This is a genomic window from Aurantibacter crassamenti (assembly GCF_016811105.1).
GTDB classification, from domain to species: Bacteria; Bacteroidota; Bacteroidia; order Flavobacteriales; family Flavobacteriaceae; genus Aurantibacter_A; species Aurantibacter_A crassamenti.
The window spans coordinates 1,021,874-1,040,694 of the sequence record NZ_JAFBGM010000002.1 but is presented as its reverse complement, the minus strand read 5'-3'; the positions used below and the strand labels follow the sequence as shown (position 1 = coordinate 1,040,694).

Genomic DNA, 18,821 nt, shown 5'->3' with positions numbered 1-18,821 from the left:
TTTACCTTATGAAGTTGATAATAATAAATGGCCCCAATTTAAACCTTCTTGGTAAGCGTGAACCCGAAGTCTATGGTAACAGGACTTTTGAGGATTACTTTACAGAATTACAATTTAAATTTAAAGATGTTCAATTAGAATATTTTCAATCTAATATTGAAGGTGAGATTATTGGTAAAATTCAAGAAGTTGGATTTTCTCATGATGGCGTAATACTTAATGCGGCAGCCTATACACATACTTCGGTGGGCATAGGTGATGCAATAAAAGCTGTGGAAACACCTGTGGTTGAAGTGCATATTTCAAATACGCATCAACGTGAAGATTTTAGGCATGTCTCTTATATTTCTCCGGTAGCTAAAGGTGTTATTTTAGGCTTCGGACTTCAAAGTTATGACTTAGCAATACAAAGTTTTTTAGACTGATTTAGTCAAATACTTTTTTTCTACATAAAAAGTAGCAAATGGTAACAATGAGGCAATTAAAAGGATGAAGAGCCTTTTAATTGACCACTTTTTTTGAAACCAGTAAAGTACAGCAAGTAGTATATAGGCAATAAATAAAATGCCATGTGCGTAACCAACATATTTGTTTGGCATCAGCATGCCTGCCATATATTTTAACGGCATGGTTACAGCAAAAAGTGCCAGATATGAGATACCTTCTAATATGGCCGTAATACGAAAAGCTGTGCGCATGTTTCTAAAAATTAAGAGGTAAGTAAAATAGGAGTAGCTAGATTAGAATGTTCTAGCTACTCAATACTATATTTTATAAATGAATTACTTCATCATATGCATCAGCAACAGCTTCCATAACAGCTTCACTCATAGTAGGGTGGGGGTGTACTGCTTTTAATACTTCATGACCTGTTGTTTCTAACTTTCTTGCAACAACCGCTTCAGCAATCATATCTGTAACGCCAACACCTATCATATGGCATCCTAACCATTCTCCATATTTAGCATCAAAAATTACTTTTACAAATCCGTCAGATGCTCCTGAAGCTTTTGCTTTTCCACTTGCAGAAAAAGGAAATTTTCCAACCTTAATGTCTAAACCTTTTTCTCGGGCTTGTTTTTCAGTTAAGCCAACTGAAGCAATTTCTGGCATACAATACGTACAACCTGGTATATTTCCATAATCTAATGCTTCAACGTGCATTCCGGCAATGTTTTCAACACATAAAATACCTTCTGCAGATGCAACGTGTGCTAAAGCTTGGCCTGGCGTAACATCACCAATTGCGTAGTAGCCTTCAACATTAGTTTTGTAATTAGCATCTACTAATATTTTATCTCGATCTGTTTTGATACCTACATTTTCAAGTCCAATATTTTCAATATTTGATTTAATACCTACAGCAGAAAGAACAATGTCAGCAGGAATTATTTCAGCACCTTTTGAAGTTTTTACATTTACTTTTACGCCGTCACCGGAAGTATCAACATGAGTAACTTCTGAAGAGGTCATCACTTTAATTCCGGCCTTTTTTAAGCTACGTTCCAATTGCTTTGAAATGTCTTCATCTTCAACAGGTACAATATGGGGTAGATATTCAACAACAACAACTTCAGTACCCATGGTTTGATAGAAATAAGCAAATTCTACACCAATAGCTCCACTACCAACAACAACCATTTTTTTAGGCTGTTCTTTTAAGCTCATTGCCTCACGGTAACCAATTATCTTTTTACCATCTTGTGGTAAACTAGGTAATTCTCTACTACGTGCACCAGTAGCAATTATAATATGTTTGCCACTATATTCGGTTTCTTTTCCGTCATCACCTTTAACAGAAACCTTTTTACCTGGTTTTAATGTTCCGTAACCTTTTATGACTTCAATTTTGTTTTTCTTCATCAAAAATTGAACACCCTTGCTCATACCATCAGCAACACTACGGCTACGTTTAACAACAGCATCAAAATCTTTATCAACACCTTCAGCTATAAGTCCGTAATCTGAGGCATGTTTTAAATAGTCAAAAACTTGCGCTGATTTTAAAAGAGCTTTTGTTGGAATACAACCCCAGTTAAGACAAACACCACCAAGACTTTCTTTTTCTATGATTGCAGTTTTTAATCCTAATTGTGACGCTCTGATAGCGGTTACATATCCTCCGGGCCCACTGCCCAAAACAATAACATCGAAGTTGCTCATTTCTGTAGTTTTTATAGCTGAATTAACAAGATGCAAAGGTACAAAAGCAAAATCATTTTTGAACAGCATTTGTGGCAAATCACAAATTACGATTGATAAGTGAAGGAGTTGTATTAAAGAAGAGAATCAAATGTCTGTTTTGACCTTATATTTATTTTTAAGACAATACATACTTATGTTGTTTTTAGTAGTAAACAACAACTTTAGAACCATGATTGGTTTCTTAGTTTTACAGTGATTAAGATGTTTTGAATTCTTTAAAGCTTATTAACTAGTCAATAACTAATTACTTTGTAGTTGGCACAAACTTTAATGCAGCACCATTAATACAATGTCTTTTTCCGGTGGTTTTTTTTGGTCCATCATCAAAAACATGTCCTAAATGACCACCACAGGTTGCGCAATGTTCTTCAGTGCGTTTGTATCCAATTTTATAATCTACATCATAAGAAACATTCCCTTTTATCTCTCTATCAAAACTAGGCCAACCCGTGCCAGAAATAAATTTGTGTTTGCTTTTAAATAGTTCGGTTCCACATCCTGCACAGACATAAACACCCTTTTCTTTGTTTTCTAACAATTCACTAGTAAATGCATTTTCTGTACCAGCTTGTCTCAATACATAATACTGCATGTCATCTAAAGAGCTTCGCCATTCTGCATCAGTTTTAGTGACAGCGAAAGTTTCTTTTTTTTCATCAACTTTATTAGAGTCTTTTTTTTCTTGAGAAACACCGTTACAACCAATAAAGGCTAAGGCAATAATTAGAGTTAACTTATTAATTATCATAGTATTTTATTTTAAATGTCTGTCGCAAACCTATAGGTTTCCTTTCAAAAGTATGAATAATGGACAAATTTAAGCCCCGTTTGCAAAATTGCATTCAGGGCTTATATATACGAAAGTAAGTAGTATTAGTTCACTTTTATTCTCGGAATGTTATTTTCTTCAACTCCCAATGTCTGCAAAACATTTGCAATATTCGACTTGTCTAATTTTGACCCTGCCACCAAATTAGCAGGTAAAACGGCGATTCTAAATATTTGCTCGTCTGTATCTGCTGAAGGTAATGTTGAAAGATCAAAATCTGCTTCTAAAAAGATATTTGCATCTAAAAATGTATGGTCATAATTGTATTGAAGTAATCCTTGGTTAAGAATTAATGTTTGGGGCATTAAGCGCCAGATATCAACATTTTCACCATTATTATCTACGGTCTGATCCCAAAGTATATAAATAAGAACTACATCATTTTCAAATACTTCCAAAGTGGGTGCAGATTCATTGAAATCAACTAAAATTTGATAATCATTTTCAGCTGTAAAATCGCCAACAACGTCAAAAACGTTCCCAATTTCAGCATCTAATCCGTCTTGACCTGGGGGACCCTGTGGGCCATCAAAACCATCAAAACCCGGAGGGCCTTCAGGACCTGTACATGAAATAAATAACAAAGTAATAAGTGATGTGAAAAGTAGTGTAGCCTTTTTCATAATATATAATTTTAATTCGTATTGTTTTTCAAACTTAACTAGACCATTTCAAAAAGCGTTCCACTTTTCTAGAGCAAATGAGCTGTAGTTTGTGATTTCGTATTTATTTAATTGATAATCAATGTTTTAATAAATTTTTAAAATATGGTATAAAATTTGATTTTACACAAGCTAAATAGAAAAAAGGTTTTGTAATCTAACTTTCTTAAACCACAAATTTTTGTATATTGGAATTTAAATTAAACACTATCACCATGAAAAAAATAGTATTGGTATTGGTCATTTTCTTGACCGTTGCCGCATGTAAAGTTAATCCGTTTACGGGTAAGAAGGTTTTGAATTTCTACCCTAATAGTCAAGTTTTCCCGATGGCATTTGCTCAATATGATCAGTTTTTAACTGAGAATAATGTGATTGAAAACTCAGCAGATTCAAAAATGATTACTAAAGTTGGGCAACGAATATCATCGGCTGCTGAACGTTGGTTAGTTGCAAATGGTTATCCAGGGTATCTTAAAGATTATAAATGGGAGTACAATCTTGTTAAAGATGAAACTGTTAATGCTTGGTGCATGCCAGGTGGTAAAATTGTTTTTTACACAGGTATTTTGCCAATTACACAAACTGAAAGAGGTGTTGCTGTAGTTATGGGTCATGAAGTTGCCCATGCACTTGCAGATCATGGTGCTCAGCGAATGAGTGCTGGTACACTTCAGCAAATAGGTGCAGTAGCGGGTAATGTTGCAATTCAAGATCCAAATAAAAGAAATATGTTTAATCAGGCTTACGGGTTAGGTTCTAATGTTTTAGGTATGTTACCTTTTAGTAGAAGTCATGAAACAGAGGCGGATCGTATTGGTTTGCAAATTATGGCAATTGCTGGCTATAACCCTGATGAAGCTGCCCAACTCTGGAAAAGAATGAAAGCAAATAGTGGTGGACAAGCACCACCAGAATTTATGAGTACACACCCTTCTAATGATACTAGAATTAATAATTTAACAGAATGGGCGCCTGCAGCAAAACAGGAAGCAGCTAAATTTGGAGTCACTAAATTTCAGTAGCAATAAAGTTTAAATCGTATATTTAGAGCCGTCTGCCAATTATTGGTAGACGGTTTTTTATTTAACCAACAATGACCAAACCAATCAAGGGAAGTAAGAAATTGCTCAATGCATGGGCATTTTATGATTGGGCCAATTCGGTCTATAACTTAGTTATTTCCTCTGCTATATTTCCTATTTTTTATGGTGCGCTTTTTCGAGCGGCCAATGTGGAAAAAGTAACAATATTCGGTGGTGAGATTGCTAGAGCTCCTTTAATAAGTTACGTAACTTCTGCAGCTTTTCTTTTTATAGCGATAATCACTCCACTCTTATCAGGTATTGCTGATTACCTAGGTAATAAAAAGAGATTTATGCAATTCTTTTGCTACTTAGGGGCGTTTTCTTGTATCGGTCTCAATTGGTTCTCTTTGGAAAATATTTACTTCGGATTGATTTGTTATTTCTTCGGATTAGTGGGGTTTTGGGTCAGTTTGGCATTTAATAATTCTTATTTGCCAGATGTTGCTTACCCAGAACAACAAGATGCCATTAGTGCTAAAGCCTATTCTATAGGATATATCGGTAGTGTGTTATTATTGCTTGTGAATTTGGCAATGGTCATGAAACCAGACTTATTCGGAATTGTAAGTGATGAAGGTGGATTAGCTGAGTTAAAGGCAATGCAATATTCGTTTGTAACTGTTGGTATTTGGTGGATAGTTTTTAGTCAGGTTAGTTTCTATTTTCTTCCTTTAGGAAATAAAACCGAATCTGATGGAAAGAACATTATTCTAAATGGTTTTAAAGAGTTAAAAGGGGTATGGCACCAAATGGGTGAACTCGTAAAACTGAAACGTTATTTGGGTGCATTTTTCGTTTACAGTATGGCAGTGCAAACCGTGATGCTCATTGCTACTTTTTTTGGTGAAGAAGAAATTGCTTGGGGTTCTGATAATGAAAGAACCATGGGGCTTATCATTAGTATTTTAGTTATTCAATTAGTTGCAATTCTTGGAGCAACAGTAACGGCTAAAGCATCGCAGGTTTTCGGAAACATTAAAACTTTGGTGGTAATAAATATTTTGTGGGTAGCCTTATGCATATACGCTTATTATGTAATTACCCCAATAGATTTTTATATTGCTGCTGGTTGTGTGGGTCTTGTTATGGGCGGTATACAAGCGTTGTCAAGATCAACATATTCTAAATTTTTACCTGATACCACTGATACTACCTCGTTTTTTAGCTTTTTTGATGTAGCTGAAAAAATAGGTATTGTTATCGGAACATTTTTATATGGTTATGTAGCACAGGTTACTGGCAATATGCGAAATGCAATTATTTTTTTAGGTGTTTTCTTTCTTATAGGGGCAGTAATGTTGCTACGAGTAAATAAAAAACCCCATCCACAATTAAAAGTGGACGGGGAATGATTGCGTCGTTTTTTGATTTTGATTGCTTTTATCTTTTGGTAATGTCACCCGATCCAGCTGACTTTGTATCTACCTTTTCTGGGTTGCCTTTGTAATCGATATCACCTGATCCTGAAACTCTAGCTTTTAGCGATTTGTTTGCCGTAACTTCAATATTTGCTGAGCCAGAAACTGTTGCTTCAACATTATCAGCTTCTAGGGCATAAGCTGCAATATCTCCGCTACCTGATATAGTGGCATCAAAGTTTGTTGCTCTACCACTTAGTTTAATATCTCCTGATCCAGACATTGCTGATGAAACGTTATCTGCATCAATTTCTAAGGTGATATCACCAGACCCTGACATACTTGTTTTAAAGTTTTTTGACTTGATCTTAGTTTTGCCTACAATATCACCAGAACCAGAAAGTGCCACGGCATCAATACTTTCAATAGGTACAGTGATGTGAATACCGTCTTTCCATGAAGAGGGACTTAAATTATATCCTTTTTCAACTTTAATATTTAGTTGGCCGTTTTTCACTTCTGTAACTATGTGTTCTAGTAAATTAGATTCACCATTTAAGGTAATTTCTCCTTCTTGGCCTGATACAAAGTCTACATCAAAGAAGCCTGAAATACCTATTCTATCATAGTCACCGACTGATCTTTCTATGGTGGTATTATCACCATTACCTTTCACCTTTTTTCCCCATTGTGCAGTACATGAAATGCTGCAAAGTACTATTAAACTTAAAATTGCTAATTTTTTCATTTTTCTGTTTGTTTTATTTAAATTGATTGATGTTTAATTTTTATGGAATGTTACACTGCCATAGTCGCTACTAATTGATACCGAATTGCCACTATTTTGATTACCGTGATAACCTTTGTAATATTTTGAAGTTGATTTAATATTACTAACATTTATCTCGAGTTCTTCTTTGCCGTTAAAACCCCCGTATTCTATATCTATTTCAAAATTAAAATGATATGCAGCGTTGTATCCCATTTTAACTCCGGTGTAATCACTAACAACGTTAAGGTTTCCGGCATCTGCAGCCATTTCTTCTATTTTTAATTGTCCATAATCTGCATTAATTTCAACATTGCCGTGAATTGTACCAAGTCTAACATTTAAATAGTCGCCATCGCCCGATATATTATTAGCCATGTCTACTTCTAGTTTACCATAATCGCAGTCGTATTTTAAATTCTCCATCTGCTTTATGGTAGAGTTTGTGTAATCGGCATCAAGGGTAATATCTTTTGTTTTGCCTAATGTGAATCCTGAATAATCAGCTTCAATGGTGCCACTATTCATATATTCTATACTTGAATTTGATGTATAGTCAAACTTTAACTCGTTATTTCTTCCTCTTAATTCACCAATTTCAAGGCGGCCATAATCACAACTGATTTTTGCATGCCCATCTATTCGATCAAGAATAATGCTTCCATAGTCATTATTTAAGTGAACACTATTTTTTACAGGTAGTTTTATGGTGTAATTTACTTGCATGTTTACGTTGTTATTACTCCAGTTCCAGCCCCAACTACTGCTTTTACTGCCAAAAAATGTTCTAGCAGAAACTACGCTACTGCTATTTTCAAAGTCAACATTAATTTCATCTAACTTTCGCTGAACCTTATCTTCATTGTTGCCATTGGTTATAATATGTACTTCAATGAGTATTCGGTTCTCATTCCAAGAAGTAATGTTAAGGTTGCCATAGCTGTTTTTAACCTTTAGTAGCGCGTCAGAATTCACATTAAATTCTTTTTTAATTGTTTTTTCTTTGGTGTGCTTGCCTTTTAATTCTGTAGAATTGGCTGACATTACCAAAGGCATTGTGAGAATTAACAGTGCTGTGTATTTAAGTAAAAATGTTTTCATTTATATTGGGATTATTTTTTTATGTGATATGCTATTTTGTCTCTATTCTTAACTTTTAAAGGACAGATTGACTCAAATTATCATTGAATTTGTTTAGTGTTTTAATCGATTCAATTTGGTTCATAACCTCTTCTAAGAGATCAATTCTTGTTTGAAAATTAGTAATCATAGCACTCAGTATGAGTTTACTATTACCACCTTTTAATAGTTCGTTTTCTAGATTTTTATAGTTTAACTCTAGTTTTTTAAGCTGAGACATGGTGTCTGAGATTATTTGTTGAGTTTCAGGGGTGCTTTCATTTTCTAACTGCTTTACTTGTTCTTCAATAATATTGGCAAAATAGAATTGTGTATTTGCCGCTTCAGGCGAAATTTCAGCAACTTGTTCTTCAACCGTTAAAGTATTGCTGAAAATGCCAAAACCTACTGCTATTAGTACTGCGATTGATGCAGCTATTGATAGTGTTTTCCACCAGTTGAACTTAGTTTTATTCAAATCAACCACTTTTGACTCCTTGTTTAGTTTCTCGAGAAACCTAAACTCATGACCTGTAGCAGGCTCTTCGGTGTCAAAGTGGCCCTCTAGTTCTTTGAATATATTTTCTAATTTGTTGTCTTGCATCGTTATGCGCTTAAAATTTTCTTTCTTAGACTTTCTTTTGCTCTTGAAATAGTAGTTCTGCAATTTGCATTACTCATGTTCATTATTTCACTAATTTCTTCATAATCATAGCCTTCTATTAAATGTAAGGTCAAAGAAATTCTGTAATTGTCTTTTAATTGTTTCATGGTTTCCATCACTTTTTGAGCCTTTTGTTCTGAAAACACATGATCCGAAACAATTCCATCATTATCTTCAACCTTGTACATTACATTTTCAAGATCTACTTCATTCTTTTTCTGCTGTTTTCTATACTGGTATATGCTATTGTTGACTACAATTCGCTTTAACCAGGCTCCGAAAGCAACTTCACCCTTAAATGTGTGCAATTTTGTAAATGCACTCAAGAATGACTCTTGCATGATATCTTCGGCTTCAGCCGTGTCTTTTACGATGCGCAAAGCCGCATTATACATTGCTTTATAATAGCGATTGTATATTTCTAATTGTGCGGTTTGGCTCCCTTTAAGACATAACTGTAACAGCTTGTCAATATGTTCAATATGTTGGCTCAAAAAGGTTGTTGTTTGATATAAAGATTACCCAATTTAGTGATTGTTACACTTATCGAAATATTTTTTGGGTGGATGCCGAAAATACAAGCACATTTATCGATTTTGGCAATTTTAATTACGGAGTATGGCATTTTTTCACTTCCTTGGCTTATGGCACAACAATTGTCTTAATTAAGAGAATTTGAAGCTTTAAATTGTGGCAATCTTATGTCATATTGAAGTTTAGCAAGTTTTACGAGAAGAGAACAGATAATAACCACGTTGGTCTAAATGACAGATTGGCGCACTATATTGATTATGGGAAGAACAAAATTCATAAATATTGACAATGTGTCTTTACAGCATATCGAAAGCGAAGCTGAATTAATTCCGTTATTAACTCCTGAAGACGAAGAGGAGATGAATAATGAATCTTTGCCGGAAACCCTTCCAATATTGCCTTTACGTAATACTGTATTGTTTCCGGGGGTAGTTATACCTATCACTGCTGGTAGAGATAAATCAATTAATTTGATTAAAGATGCTAATAGTGGGTCTAAAGTAATTGGAGTAGTTTCTCAGAAAGATGAGGATACTGAAAATCCAAAGATAAAAGATATCAATACTTTAGGTACTGTTGCTCAAATTCTAAGAGTACTCAAGATGCCTGATGGTAATACAACTGTTATTATACAGGGTAAAAAACGCTTTGAAGTTGCTGAAGTCTTAACTGAAGACCCTTATATCACGGCAACTATTCGCGAAACTACCGAAGAAAGAACAGGTCAAGATAGTCAAGAATTTCTCGCAATCATTGACTCTATTAAAGAGCTAGCATTGCGTATCATCAAGGATAACCCGAATATACCAAGTGAGGCGTCTTTTGCTATTAAGAATATTCAGAGCAACTCGTTTTTGATAAATTTTGTGTCCTCTAACTTAAACCTGGCAGTTAAAGAGAAGCAAGAGTTGTTGGAAATAGGGAATTTAAAAGATCGGGCGTTGGCTACCTTAAAATATATGAATGTTGAAATGCAGCGATTAGAGCTGCGTAATGACATTCAATTGAAGGTACGCAATGATTTGGATCAACAGCAACGAGAGTATTTTCTTCATCAGCAAATGAAAACTATTCAAGAAGAATTGGGTGGTGTTTCTAATGATGAGGAGATTGATGAAATGCGTGAACTTGCTAAGGCCAAAAAGTGGACGAAGGAAGTAGGTGAGCACTTTAATAAAGAGCTTGCGAAAATGCAACGTATGAATCCGCAGGTTGCAGAATATTCTATTCAAAGAAATTATTTAGATCTTTTTATAGGTTTACCTTGGAATGAATTTTCAAAAGATAAGTTTGATTTAAAGCGGGCTCAAAAAATATTAGATCGCGATCATTATGGTTTAGAAGATGTAAAACGCCGTATTATTGAATATTTGGCTGTACTTAAACTTCGTAATGATATGAAATCACCGATTTTATGCCTTTATGGACCTCCTGGAGTTGGTAAAACCTCATTGGGCAAGTCAGTAGCTGAAGCGCTTGGTAGAGAGTACGTGCGCATGTCTTTGGGTGGTTTACGAGATGAAGCTGAAATACGTGGACATAGAAAAACATATATTGGTGCTATGCCTGGGCGTATCATTCAAAGCTTGAAGAAAGCCGGTACCTCAAACCCAGTGTTTATTTTAGATGAAATCGATAAGCTTTCGAATAGTCATCAAGGTGATCCTTCATCAGCAATGTTAGAGGTTTTAGACCCTGAGCAAAACAGCGAGTTCTATGATAACTTCTTAGAAATGGGTTATGATTTATCTAAAATCATGTTCATTGCAACAGCCAATAACCTTTCTTCTATTCAGCCAGCATTACGTGACCGTATGGAAATCATCAATGTTTCTGGTTATACTATTGAAGAAAAAGTAGAAATAGCAAAAAGACATTTATTGCCAAAACAGTTGGCCGAGCACGGTATGACTGCCAAAGATTTGAAAATAGGTAAGCCACAATTAGAGAAAATTGTTGAAGGCTATACAAGAGAATCAGGCGTACGTAATTTGGAAAAGCAGATTGCGAAAACGGTACGGTATGCAGCAAAATCAATTGCAACTGATGAAAAGTATGATATTAAAGTTTCGAGTGCTGACATAGAAAAAGTGCTTGGCCCTGCTCGTCTTGAAAGAGATAAGTATGAAAATAATGATGTTGCCGGCGTTGTAACAGGCTTAGCATGGACCAGTGTTGGTGGTGATATTTTATTTATTGAATCAATTTTATCAGAAGGAAAGGGCACACTAAATATTACAGGTAACCTTGGTAAGGTGATGAAAGAGTCGGCTACCATTGCAATGGAATATATAAAGTCTAACTGCGATAGATTCGGAATAAATTCAGAAGTCTTTGGTAAATACAATGTTCATATTCACGTGCCAGAGGGTGCTACCCCTAAAGATGGACCAAGCGCAGGTATAACTATGCTAACTTCTTTGGTGTCACTTTTTACTCAAAAACGCATAAAGAGTAGTTTAGCTATGACTGGTGAAATAACCTTACGTGGTAAAGTGCTTCCGGTTGGAGGTATCAAAGAAAAAATTCTGGCGGCTAAAAGAGCGAGAATCAAGGAAATTATTCTTTGTAAGGACAATGAGAAAGATATCCTAGAAATAAAGAAGGATTATTTAAAAGGATTGAAATTTCATTATGTTACTAATATGCATGAGGTTATTGATATTGCTATCATTGATAAAAAAGTGGTTAATCCGAAGAAATTGTAAAAATTTTACATTGAGTTTATATTCGGAAGCTATGGTCTAATCATTTCTGACTATTTTTGAAGTATGCGCAAAATTACCATCGCAATTGACGGCTATTCTTCCACCGGTAAAAGTACTGTTGCAAAGCATTTAGCTAAAGATTTAGGCTATGTATATGTTGATACAGGTGCTATGTATAGGGCTGTAACGTTGTATGCAATTCGAAAAGGCTATTTTGGAAGTGCTGATAAAAACGTTGAGGCATTAGTAAATGATTTACCTAAAATAAATCTCAAATTCGTATTTAATGAAGGTCTTGGCTTTTCAGAAATTTATCTGAATGGCGAAAATGTTGAAAAGGAAATACGAACCTTAAATGTTTCTGCTTTTGTTAGTCCAGTTGCCGAAATTCAGGCTGTTCGCGTCAAATTAGTAGAAATGCAGCAAGAAATGGGTAAAGAGAAGGGGATTGTAATGGATGGCCGTGATATTGGCACTGTCGTCTTTCCGCAGGCAGAGCTCAAAGTTTTTATGACTGCTTCGCCCAAAGCTCGGGCTACACGTCGTTATAAAGAATTGTTAGATAGGGGAGAGCAGGTGACCTATCAAGAAGTTTTAGAAAATGTAGAATCCAGAGATTTTATTGATTCAAATCGAGAATTTTCTCCTTTGCGAAAAGCCGAAGATGCTATTGAATTTGATAATAGTGATATCGGACTTCAAGATCAATTTGAAAGGCTGCATGGTTATGCGTTGCGACTTATAAACAAAAAATAAATAAGTAATAAAAAAAGGGATGCAAGTGCATCCCTTTTTAATTTCAATGTTGTTACTGCCTATAAGTTAGGAATAACTAAAACTTGATCCGGATGAATTACATCTGGGTTCTTTAATATTCCAGTATTTGCAGAAAAAATCTCTTTGTATTTCATTGCGTCACCGTAGTAATGCTTAGCAATTTTACTTAAAGATTCACCACCTTTAACAGTATGTCTTGCATAAACTGAAGTATCTTCAACAGTAATGTTTGCTTTGATATCAGCAGGACTATCGCCACCAAGTTCTTTGATTTTATCCCACATAAGGTTTTTCTCATATTGAGTGTTTGCAACACCCTTTATTTTTAGAACTCCACCTTCTTCAGAAACAGCACCATCTTTTACTCCTAATTGCTCTCCAAGGGTCAAAACCTCTTGATATTTTGCTTTAACGCTCATTTTTTTTGTTTAAATGGTTAATATTTATACAGTAAAAATAGTGATTATTATAGAAAAAATGGGATGCAGAGTGAAAATAGCTGCTTTAATAGGCTACAAATAGGCATATTGTTGGTTAAAACAATAATTAAATTGTATTTTTGCACTCCTTTTTTAAGCGGCAGCATAAAGAGTGAAAAAGGATATTTAAAAAACAAACGTATAACAACTTCTGTGATAGTCGTTTAACTCTTTAAAAACACAGAATACAAATTTAATCTTCAAATGGCTGAAGAAAAAGAAACTACCCCGGTAGAAGAAACCGAAGTGGTAAAACAAGAAGAAAAAGTGGCAGTTCCTGTCCAAGATCCAAAAGAATTTTTAGAGAGTTTTGATTGGGATAAATACGAGCAAGGTATTGAGCGTGTTGATGACTCAAAACTAAAAGAATTTGAAAAGTTAGTCGAAGAGAATTTTGTTGACACGGCTGATGAAGAAGTAGTTACAGGTACAGTGGTGTATTTGACTGACCGTGAGGCTATTATTGATATTAATGCCAAATCTGAAGGTGTAATATCATTAAATGAATTTCGTTACAATCCTGATTTAAAGGTTGGTGACAAAGTTGAGGTTCTTATAGATATACGAGAAGATAAGAGTGGACAATTAGTATTGTCTCACAGAAAAGCACGTACCATCATGGCATGGGATCGTGTGAATAAAGCACATGACAATGAAGAAATTGTTAGTGGTTTTGTTAAATGTCGTACTAAAGGAGGTATGATTGTCGATGTATTTGGAATTGAAGCATTCTTGCCAGGTTCTCAAATCGATGTTAAACCAATACGTGATTACGATCAGTATGTTGGTAAGAACATGGAATTCAAAGTGGTTAAAATTAATCACGAATTCAAAAACGTTGTTGTTTCGCATAAAGCACTTATTGAGGCTGATATCGAAGAACAGAAGAAAGAAATCATTAGCCAGTTAGAAAAAGGACAAGTATTAGAAGGTGTTGTTAAGAACATTACTTCTTATGGTGTGTTTATTGATCTTGGTGGTGTTGATGGCTTAGTTCACATTACTGACCTTTCTTGGTCTAGAATTAATCACCCGAACGAGGTGGTAGAATTAGATCAGAAACTTAATGTGGTTATCTTGGATTTTGACGAAAACAAGTCAAGAATTCAATTGGGTATGAAGCAATTAGAGAAGCATCCTTGGGAAGCATTGTCTGACGAAATTAAAATTGGAGACAAAGTTAAAGGTAAGGTTGTTGTTATTGCTGATTACGGTGCTTTCATTGAAGTAGTTGAAGGTGTTGAAGGTTTAATTCACGTTTCTGAAATGTCATGGTCTACGCACTTAAGATCTGCACAAGATTTTGTAAAAGTAGGTGATGAGGTTGAAGCGGTTGTATTAACCTTAGATAGAGAAGATAGAAAAATGTCTCTTGGTATCAAGCAATTGACTCCAGATCCATGGACTGATATCACTACTAAATACCCAGTTGGCTCACGTCATAAAGGTATTGTTAGAAACTTCACCAACTTCGGCGTATTTGTTGAAATGGAAGAAGGTATTGATGGTTTGATTTATATCTCTGATCTTTCTTGGACTAAGAAAATCAAGCATCCATCAGAATTCGTAAACGTAGGTGATACTATCGAAATTGAGGTATTAGAATTAGATGTTGACGGTCGTAAGTTAAGCTTAGGTCACAAACAGACTACTGAAAATCCTTGGGATAAATACGAAACTGAATTCGCTTTAGGTACTGTACATAAAGCAACAATATCTGATATTGTTGATAAAGGTGCTACTATTGAGTTTAATGAAGACATCACAGCCTTTATACCTCAACGCCATTTAGAAAAAGAAGATGGTAAGAAATTAAATAAAGGTGAAGAAGCTGAGTTTAAAATCATTGAATTCAATAAAGATTTCAAGAGAGTTGTTGCAAGTCATACCGCAATCTTCAAAGAAGAAGAAGTGCGTAATGTAAAAGCAGCTCAGAAACGTGCTAGTAAATCAGCTGATGAAGCTAAACCTACTTTAGGTGATGCCAATGATGCATTACAAGCATTGAAAGATAAAATGGAAGCAAACGATAAATAATCTTATTGCTATATTTTATAGAAAAGCCCTAGCAGAAATGTTAGGGCTTTTTTGTTTTTAATTCACAAAGGTGATTCGCTGATAATTCCCTATTTTTGTTATGCTAAAAGCATTGGCCAATAAAAGATATGAGTCAAAAAGTACTGCTCTCTTCTAAAGAAATACAAATCATACTTCACCGTTTGGCCTGTCAATTGCTTGAAAGTCACCTAGATTTTAGTAATACTGTATTGATTGGTTTGCAACCGAGAGGCATTTTTTTAGCCGAAAGATTAACTAAATTGTTGAAAGAAGAGTATAAAGTAAAGCATATAGATCTTGGTTCATTAGACATTACTTTTTATCGCGATGATTTTCGACGAGGTGAAAAACCTTTAGAAGCGAATAAAACAAATATCAATTTTTTGGTAGAAGATAAAAAGGTTGTACTTATAGATGATGTATTGTATACAGGGAGAAGTATTAGAGCTGCTTTGACTGCGATACAATCATTTGGTAGACCAGCTGAAATTGAATTGCTGACGCTTATTGATAGAAGGTTTAGTAGACATTTGCCTATACAACCTAATTATAGAGGTAGACAAGTTGATGCAATTAACAATGAAAAGGTAAAAGTACTTTGGAAAGAGAACGATGGTAAAGACATCATTTATTTGATAAATAAATAAGAATGAGCGAATTAAGTGTAAAACACTTACTAGGTATTAAATATCTCAACAAAAGTGATATTCAACTCATTTTTGAAACTGCTGATCATTTTAAAGAGGTTATCAATCGATCCATAAAAAAGGTGCCTTCTTTAAGAGATATTACTATTGCTAATATCTTTTTTGAAAATAGTACACGTACAAAACTTTCTTTTGAATTGGCAGAAAAACGATTATCTGCAGATGTTATTAATTTTTCTGCAGGACAGTCTTCGGTTAAAAAAGGAGAAACGCTTATAGATACGGTCAACAATATTCTTTCAATGAAAGTTGATATGGTTGTAATGCGTCACCCTAATCCAGGAGCAGGAATTTTCTTGTCAAAACATGTAAATGCTTCAATTGTCAATGCTGGTGATGGAGCGCATGAACACCCTACGCAAGCATTGCTCGATTCCTATTCAATACGTGAACGTTTCGGTCAGGTTGCAGGGAAAAATATAGTTATTGTTGGTGATATTCTGCACTCGCGCGTTGCTTTGTCAAATATTTTTGCATTAAAATTGCAAGGAGCAAATGTGAAAGTGTGTGGACCAAAAACATTGATGCCCAAGCATATTGAAAGTTTAGGTGTTACCGTAGAAACTAATTTAAGAAAAGCGCTTGAGTGGTGTGATGTGGCCAATATGTTACGGGTACAAAATGAACGTATGGATATGAGCTATTTTCCAACCACTAGAGAATACGCGCAACAATTTGGTGTAAACAAGGCTTTATTGAATAGTTTGGACAAGGAAATTACAATAATGCATCCCGGCCCTATAAATAGAGGGGTAGAGATTACTAGTGATGTAGCGGATTCGGATCAAAGTATTATTCTGAATCAAGTTGAAAATGGTGTGGCCATTCGCATGGCGGTAATTTATTTATTGGCTTCCAAAATAAAATAAAACGAAATGATTTTTGATAAAAAAGGTAACACAACTACGGTGTTTCAAGAGAATATTTCTTTGGTTGAATTTCTAAAGAATTTAAATGCAGCATATCCAAAAATAAAAGACGACCATTTAATTGTTAACCTCTTTTCTTTCTCGAAATTAACAGCAGATGATATTTTAGAATTTTTACAAATTTCTAATCAGCATCGTTTAAAGAATAAATCATTTGTTTTAGTTACTTCAAAGGTAAATTACAATGAAACCCCAGAAGAAATATGCTTGGTACCAACTATTAGAGAGGCGCATGATTTTATAGAAATGGAAGAAATTGAAAGAGATCTTGATTTATGAAGTTGACCATACTCGGTTGTTATGCAGCTACGCCAAGAACATTAACCAACCCAACTTCACAGCTTCTTGAAATAAAAAACCACATGTTTTTAATTGATTGTGGTGAGGGTACTCAAGTACAACTTCGTAAGCATAAAATTAAGTTTTCACGCGTAAATCATATTTTTATTTCACATTTACACGGTGATCATTTCTTCGGTTTACCGGGATTAATATCAACTTTTCGCCTTTTGGGTAGGGATAAAGAAATGCATATTTATGGTCCAAAAGGAATCAAAGAAGCGATTACATTGCTTTTGAAACTGGGTGATTCTTGGACAAATTATCCCCTTATATTTCATGAGTTAACATCTAAAGAGAGCGAACTTATATATGAAGATGATAAAGTAACAGTTGAAACTATACCACTGGATCACAGAGTTTACACAAATGGTTTTCTATTTCGAGAAAAATTGGGAGAGCGTAAATTAAATATAGAAGCAGTAGCAAAATATAAAATTGACAAAGCTTATTTTCAAAATATAAAAAATGGCAGAAATGTCACATTAGATAATGGTAGTGAAATAAATAATGCGCTTTTAACTTTTGATCCTCCTGCAACTAAAAGTTATGCTTTTTGTAGTGATACGGCCTATAAGCCTGATATTTTACCAATAATCAACAATGTTGATGCATTGTACCATGAAGCTACTTTTTTAGAATCAGAAGAACATCTTGCGAAAAAAACAAAACATTCTACAGCAAAACAAGCAGCTACAATCGCAAAGGCAGCTTTTGCAAAGAAGTTGATTTTAGGTCATTATTCTACCAGGTATAAGTCGATTAATTTATTTAAAGAAGAATCAATAAGTATATTTCAAAATGTAGAACTAGCGGATGATGGCAAGGTTATAGAAATATAAAATTTAACTTCAATTTTAACATATTCGGTTCTCGTTTAACTAACTTTTTCTGAACTTTACTTATCTTGTTTAAAGATAGAAACGTAATGGAAAAAGATCTAAGTAGTTATAGAAAATCATATGAAAAAAGTGCATTAACCGAAGGTGTTATTTCTGATAACCCGATGCAGCTTTTTCAAACTTGGTTTTATGAAGTAGAGAATTCAGATAGTGCTGAAGAACCTAATGCAATGACAATAGCTACTGTTGGTATTGATGGTTACCCGAAAAATAGAGTAGTGCTTTTAAAAAAGTATACTGAAGAGGGTTTTATATTTTATACTAACTATGAAAGTGAAAAAGGTAAAGCGATAGCCCAAAACCCAAATGTTTGTGTTTCTTTTTTCTGGCCTGTTTTAGAGCGCCAAATAATTATCAAAGGTAAGGCTGAGAAAATTTCGGAGAACTTATCAGATGGTTATTTTGAATCACGACCTGAAGGAAGCAAGTTGGGTGCTATTGTATCTAATCAGAGTCAAGTTATTCCTTCTCGAGAGTTTTTAGAAGAAAAACTAAAAGAATTGGAAAAAGAAGTTAGTGGTACAGCAATAAATAGACCAGAAAATTGGGGCGGATATATTGTTAAGCCTGTTTCTATGGAGTTTTGGCAAGGTAGACCCAATAGACTACACGATCGAATACGGTACACTTTGTTAGAAGATAATTTTGATTGGAAAATTGAAAGGTTAGCACCATAATGCATAATTTGTAAATT

The 18,821-nt window shown here is 34.5% G+C and carries 20 protein-coding genes; 11 read left to right on the top strand and 9 right to left on the bottom strand.

Annotation, left to right across the window (positions count from 1 at the left end; translation table 11 throughout):
• Positions 1 to 8 precede the first annotated feature (8 nt).
• Positions 9 to 425 (top strand): type II 3-dehydroquinate dehydratase, encoded by a 417-nt coding sequence (aroQ, locus tag JQC67_RS17115; RefSeq protein WP_203254131.1) that lies wholly within the window; start codon positions 9 to 11, stop codon positions 423 to 425.
• Here aroQ and JQC67_RS17110 read toward each other — a convergent pair.
• The 4 genes from JQC67_RS17110 to JQC67_RS17095 all read right to left on the bottom strand — a co-directional run bounded on the left by JQC67_RS17110 (position 417) and on the right by JQC67_RS17095 (position 3,657).
• Positions 417 to 698 carry a DUF3817 domain-containing protein gene (locus JQC67_RS17110; protein ID WP_203254130.1) on the bottom strand — a complete coding sequence of 94 codons (282 nt, stop codon included), beginning with the start codon at positions 696 to 698 and terminating at the stop codon, positions 417 to 419. The two genes, aroQ and JQC67_RS17110, sit on opposite strands and share 9 nt — an antisense overlap.
• Positions 699 to 771: 73 nt before the next feature.
• Entirely contained in the window at positions 772 to 2,163 is a 1,392-nt protein-coding gene (lpdA, locus tag JQC67_RS17105; protein WP_203254129.1) for a dihydrolipoyl dehydrogenase, read from the bottom strand.
• 286 nt (positions 2,164 to 2,449) lie between these two features.
• A complete protein-coding gene (msrB, locus tag JQC67_RS17100) occupies positions 2,450 to 2,953 on the bottom strand; it encodes a peptide-methionine (R)-S-oxide reductase MsrB (RefSeq protein ID WP_203254128.1) in 504 nt (167 codons plus the stop codon).
• Between the two features lie 125 nt (positions 2,954 to 3,078).
• The gene (locus JQC67_RS17095) at positions 3,079 to 3,657 is read right to left on the bottom strand and encodes a collagen-like triple helix repeat-containing protein (RefSeq protein WP_203254127.1); all 579 of its coding nucleotides are present in this window, start codon (positions 3,655 to 3,657) and stop codon (positions 3,079 to 3,081) included.
• Between the two features lie 254 nt (positions 3,658 to 3,911).
• On the opposite strand from JQC67_RS17095, the gene JQC67_RS17090 reads away from it, so the two are divergent.
• Complete coding sequence (locus JQC67_RS17090; protein ID WP_203254126.1) at positions 3,912 to 4,721, top strand: M48 family metallopeptidase; 810 nt, start codon at positions 3,912 to 3,914, stop codon at positions 4,719 to 4,721.
• Between the two features lie 71 nt (positions 4,722 to 4,792).
• The gene (locus tag JQC67_RS17085; RefSeq protein ID WP_203254125.1) at positions 4,793 to 6,136 is read left to right on the top strand and encodes an MFS transporter; all 1,344 of its coding nucleotides are present in this window, start codon (positions 4,793 to 4,795) and stop codon (positions 6,134 to 6,136) included.
• Between the two features lie 28 nt (positions 6,137 to 6,164).
• Here JQC67_RS17085 and JQC67_RS17080 read toward each other — a convergent pair whose 3' ends face one another.
• The 4 genes from JQC67_RS17080 to JQC67_RS17065 are packed head-to-tail and all read right to left on the bottom strand — an operon-like array spanning position 6,165 to position 9,188.
• Complete coding sequence (locus JQC67_RS17080; RefSeq protein WP_203254124.1) at positions 6,165 to 6,890, bottom strand: head GIN domain-containing protein; 726 nt, start codon at positions 6,888 to 6,890, stop codon at positions 6,165 to 6,167.
• A 33-nt stretch (positions 6,891 to 6,923) separates the two neighbouring features.
• On the bottom strand, positions 6,924 to 8,012 hold the full coding sequence (locus tag JQC67_RS17075; protein ID WP_203254123.1) for a hypothetical protein: 1,089 nt from the start codon (positions 8,010 to 8,012) through the stop codon (positions 6,924 to 6,926).
• A 55-nt stretch (positions 8,013 to 8,067) separates the two neighbouring features.
• Positions 8,068 to 8,634, bottom strand: a complete 567-nt coding sequence (locus JQC67_RS17070; RefSeq protein ID WP_203254122.1) for a hypothetical protein — start codon at positions 8,632 to 8,634, stop codon at positions 8,068 to 8,070.
• 2 nt (positions 8,635 to 8,636) lie between these two features.
• Positions 8,637 to 9,188, bottom strand: coding sequence for an RNA polymerase sigma factor (locus tag JQC67_RS17065; protein WP_203254121.1), 552 nt, complete (start codon positions 9,186 to 9,188; stop codon positions 8,637 to 8,639).
• A 297-nt stretch (positions 9,189 to 9,485) separates the two neighbouring features.
• Here JQC67_RS17065 and lon point away from each other — a divergent pair, with 297 nt between their 5' ends.
• On the top strand, positions 9,486 to 11,936 hold the full coding sequence (gene lon, locus JQC67_RS17060; protein ID WP_203254120.1) for an endopeptidase La: 2,451 nt from the start codon (positions 9,486 to 9,488) through the stop codon (positions 11,934 to 11,936).
• 63 nt (positions 11,937 to 11,999) lie between these two features.
• Complete coding sequence (gene cmk, locus JQC67_RS17055; RefSeq protein WP_203254119.1) at positions 12,000 to 12,692, top strand: (d)CMP kinase; 693 nt, start codon at positions 12,000 to 12,002, stop codon at positions 12,690 to 12,692.
• Between the two features lie 59 nt (positions 12,693 to 12,751).
• Here the strand turns inward: cmk and JQC67_RS17050 are convergent, their stop codons facing one another.
• Entirely contained in the window at positions 12,752 to 13,132 is a 381-nt protein-coding gene (locus JQC67_RS17050; protein WP_203254118.1) for a LysM peptidoglycan-binding domain-containing protein, read from the bottom strand.
• Between the two features lie 264 nt (positions 13,133 to 13,396).
• On the opposite strand from JQC67_RS17050, the gene rpsA reads away from it, so the two are divergent.
• The 6 genes from rpsA to pdxH all read left to right on the top strand — a co-directional run bounded on the left by rpsA (position 13,397) and on the right by pdxH (position 18,804).
• On the top strand, positions 13,397 to 15,229 hold the full coding sequence (gene rpsA, locus JQC67_RS17045; RefSeq protein WP_203254117.1) for a 30S ribosomal protein S1: 1,833 nt from the start codon (positions 13,397 to 13,399) through the stop codon (positions 15,227 to 15,229).
• A gap of 128 nt (positions 15,230 to 15,357) precedes the next feature.
• A complete protein-coding gene (gene pyrR / locus JQC67_RS17040) occupies positions 15,358 to 15,897 on the top strand; it encodes a bifunctional pyr operon transcriptional regulator/uracil phosphoribosyltransferase PyrR (RefSeq protein WP_203254116.1) in 540 nt (179 codons plus the stop codon).
• Between the two features lie 2 nt (positions 15,898 to 15,899).
• The gene (locus tag JQC67_RS17035) at positions 15,900 to 16,826 is read left to right on the top strand and encodes an aspartate carbamoyltransferase catalytic subunit (RefSeq protein ID WP_203254115.1); all 927 of its coding nucleotides are present in this window, start codon (positions 15,900 to 15,902) and stop codon (positions 16,824 to 16,826) included.
• A 6-nt stretch (positions 16,827 to 16,832) separates the two neighbouring features.
• Complete coding sequence (locus JQC67_RS17030; RefSeq protein WP_203254114.1) at positions 16,833 to 17,165, top strand: ribonuclease Z; 333 nt, start codon at positions 16,833 to 16,835, stop codon at positions 17,163 to 17,165.
• Entirely contained in the window at positions 17,162 to 18,067 is a 906-nt protein-coding gene (locus JQC67_RS17025) for a ribonuclease Z (RefSeq protein ID WP_203254113.1), read from the top strand. Before JQC67_RS17030 ends, JQC67_RS17025 begins: the two co-directional genes overlap by 4 nt.
• Positions 18,068 to 18,153: 86 nt before the next feature.
• Positions 18,154 to 18,804 carry a pyridoxamine 5'-phosphate oxidase gene (gene pdxH, locus JQC67_RS17020; protein WP_203254112.1) on the top strand — a complete coding sequence of 217 codons (651 nt, stop codon included), beginning with the start codon at positions 18,154 to 18,156 and terminating at the stop codon, positions 18,802 to 18,804.
• The last annotated feature ends 17 nt before the right edge of the window (positions 18,805 to 18,821 follow it).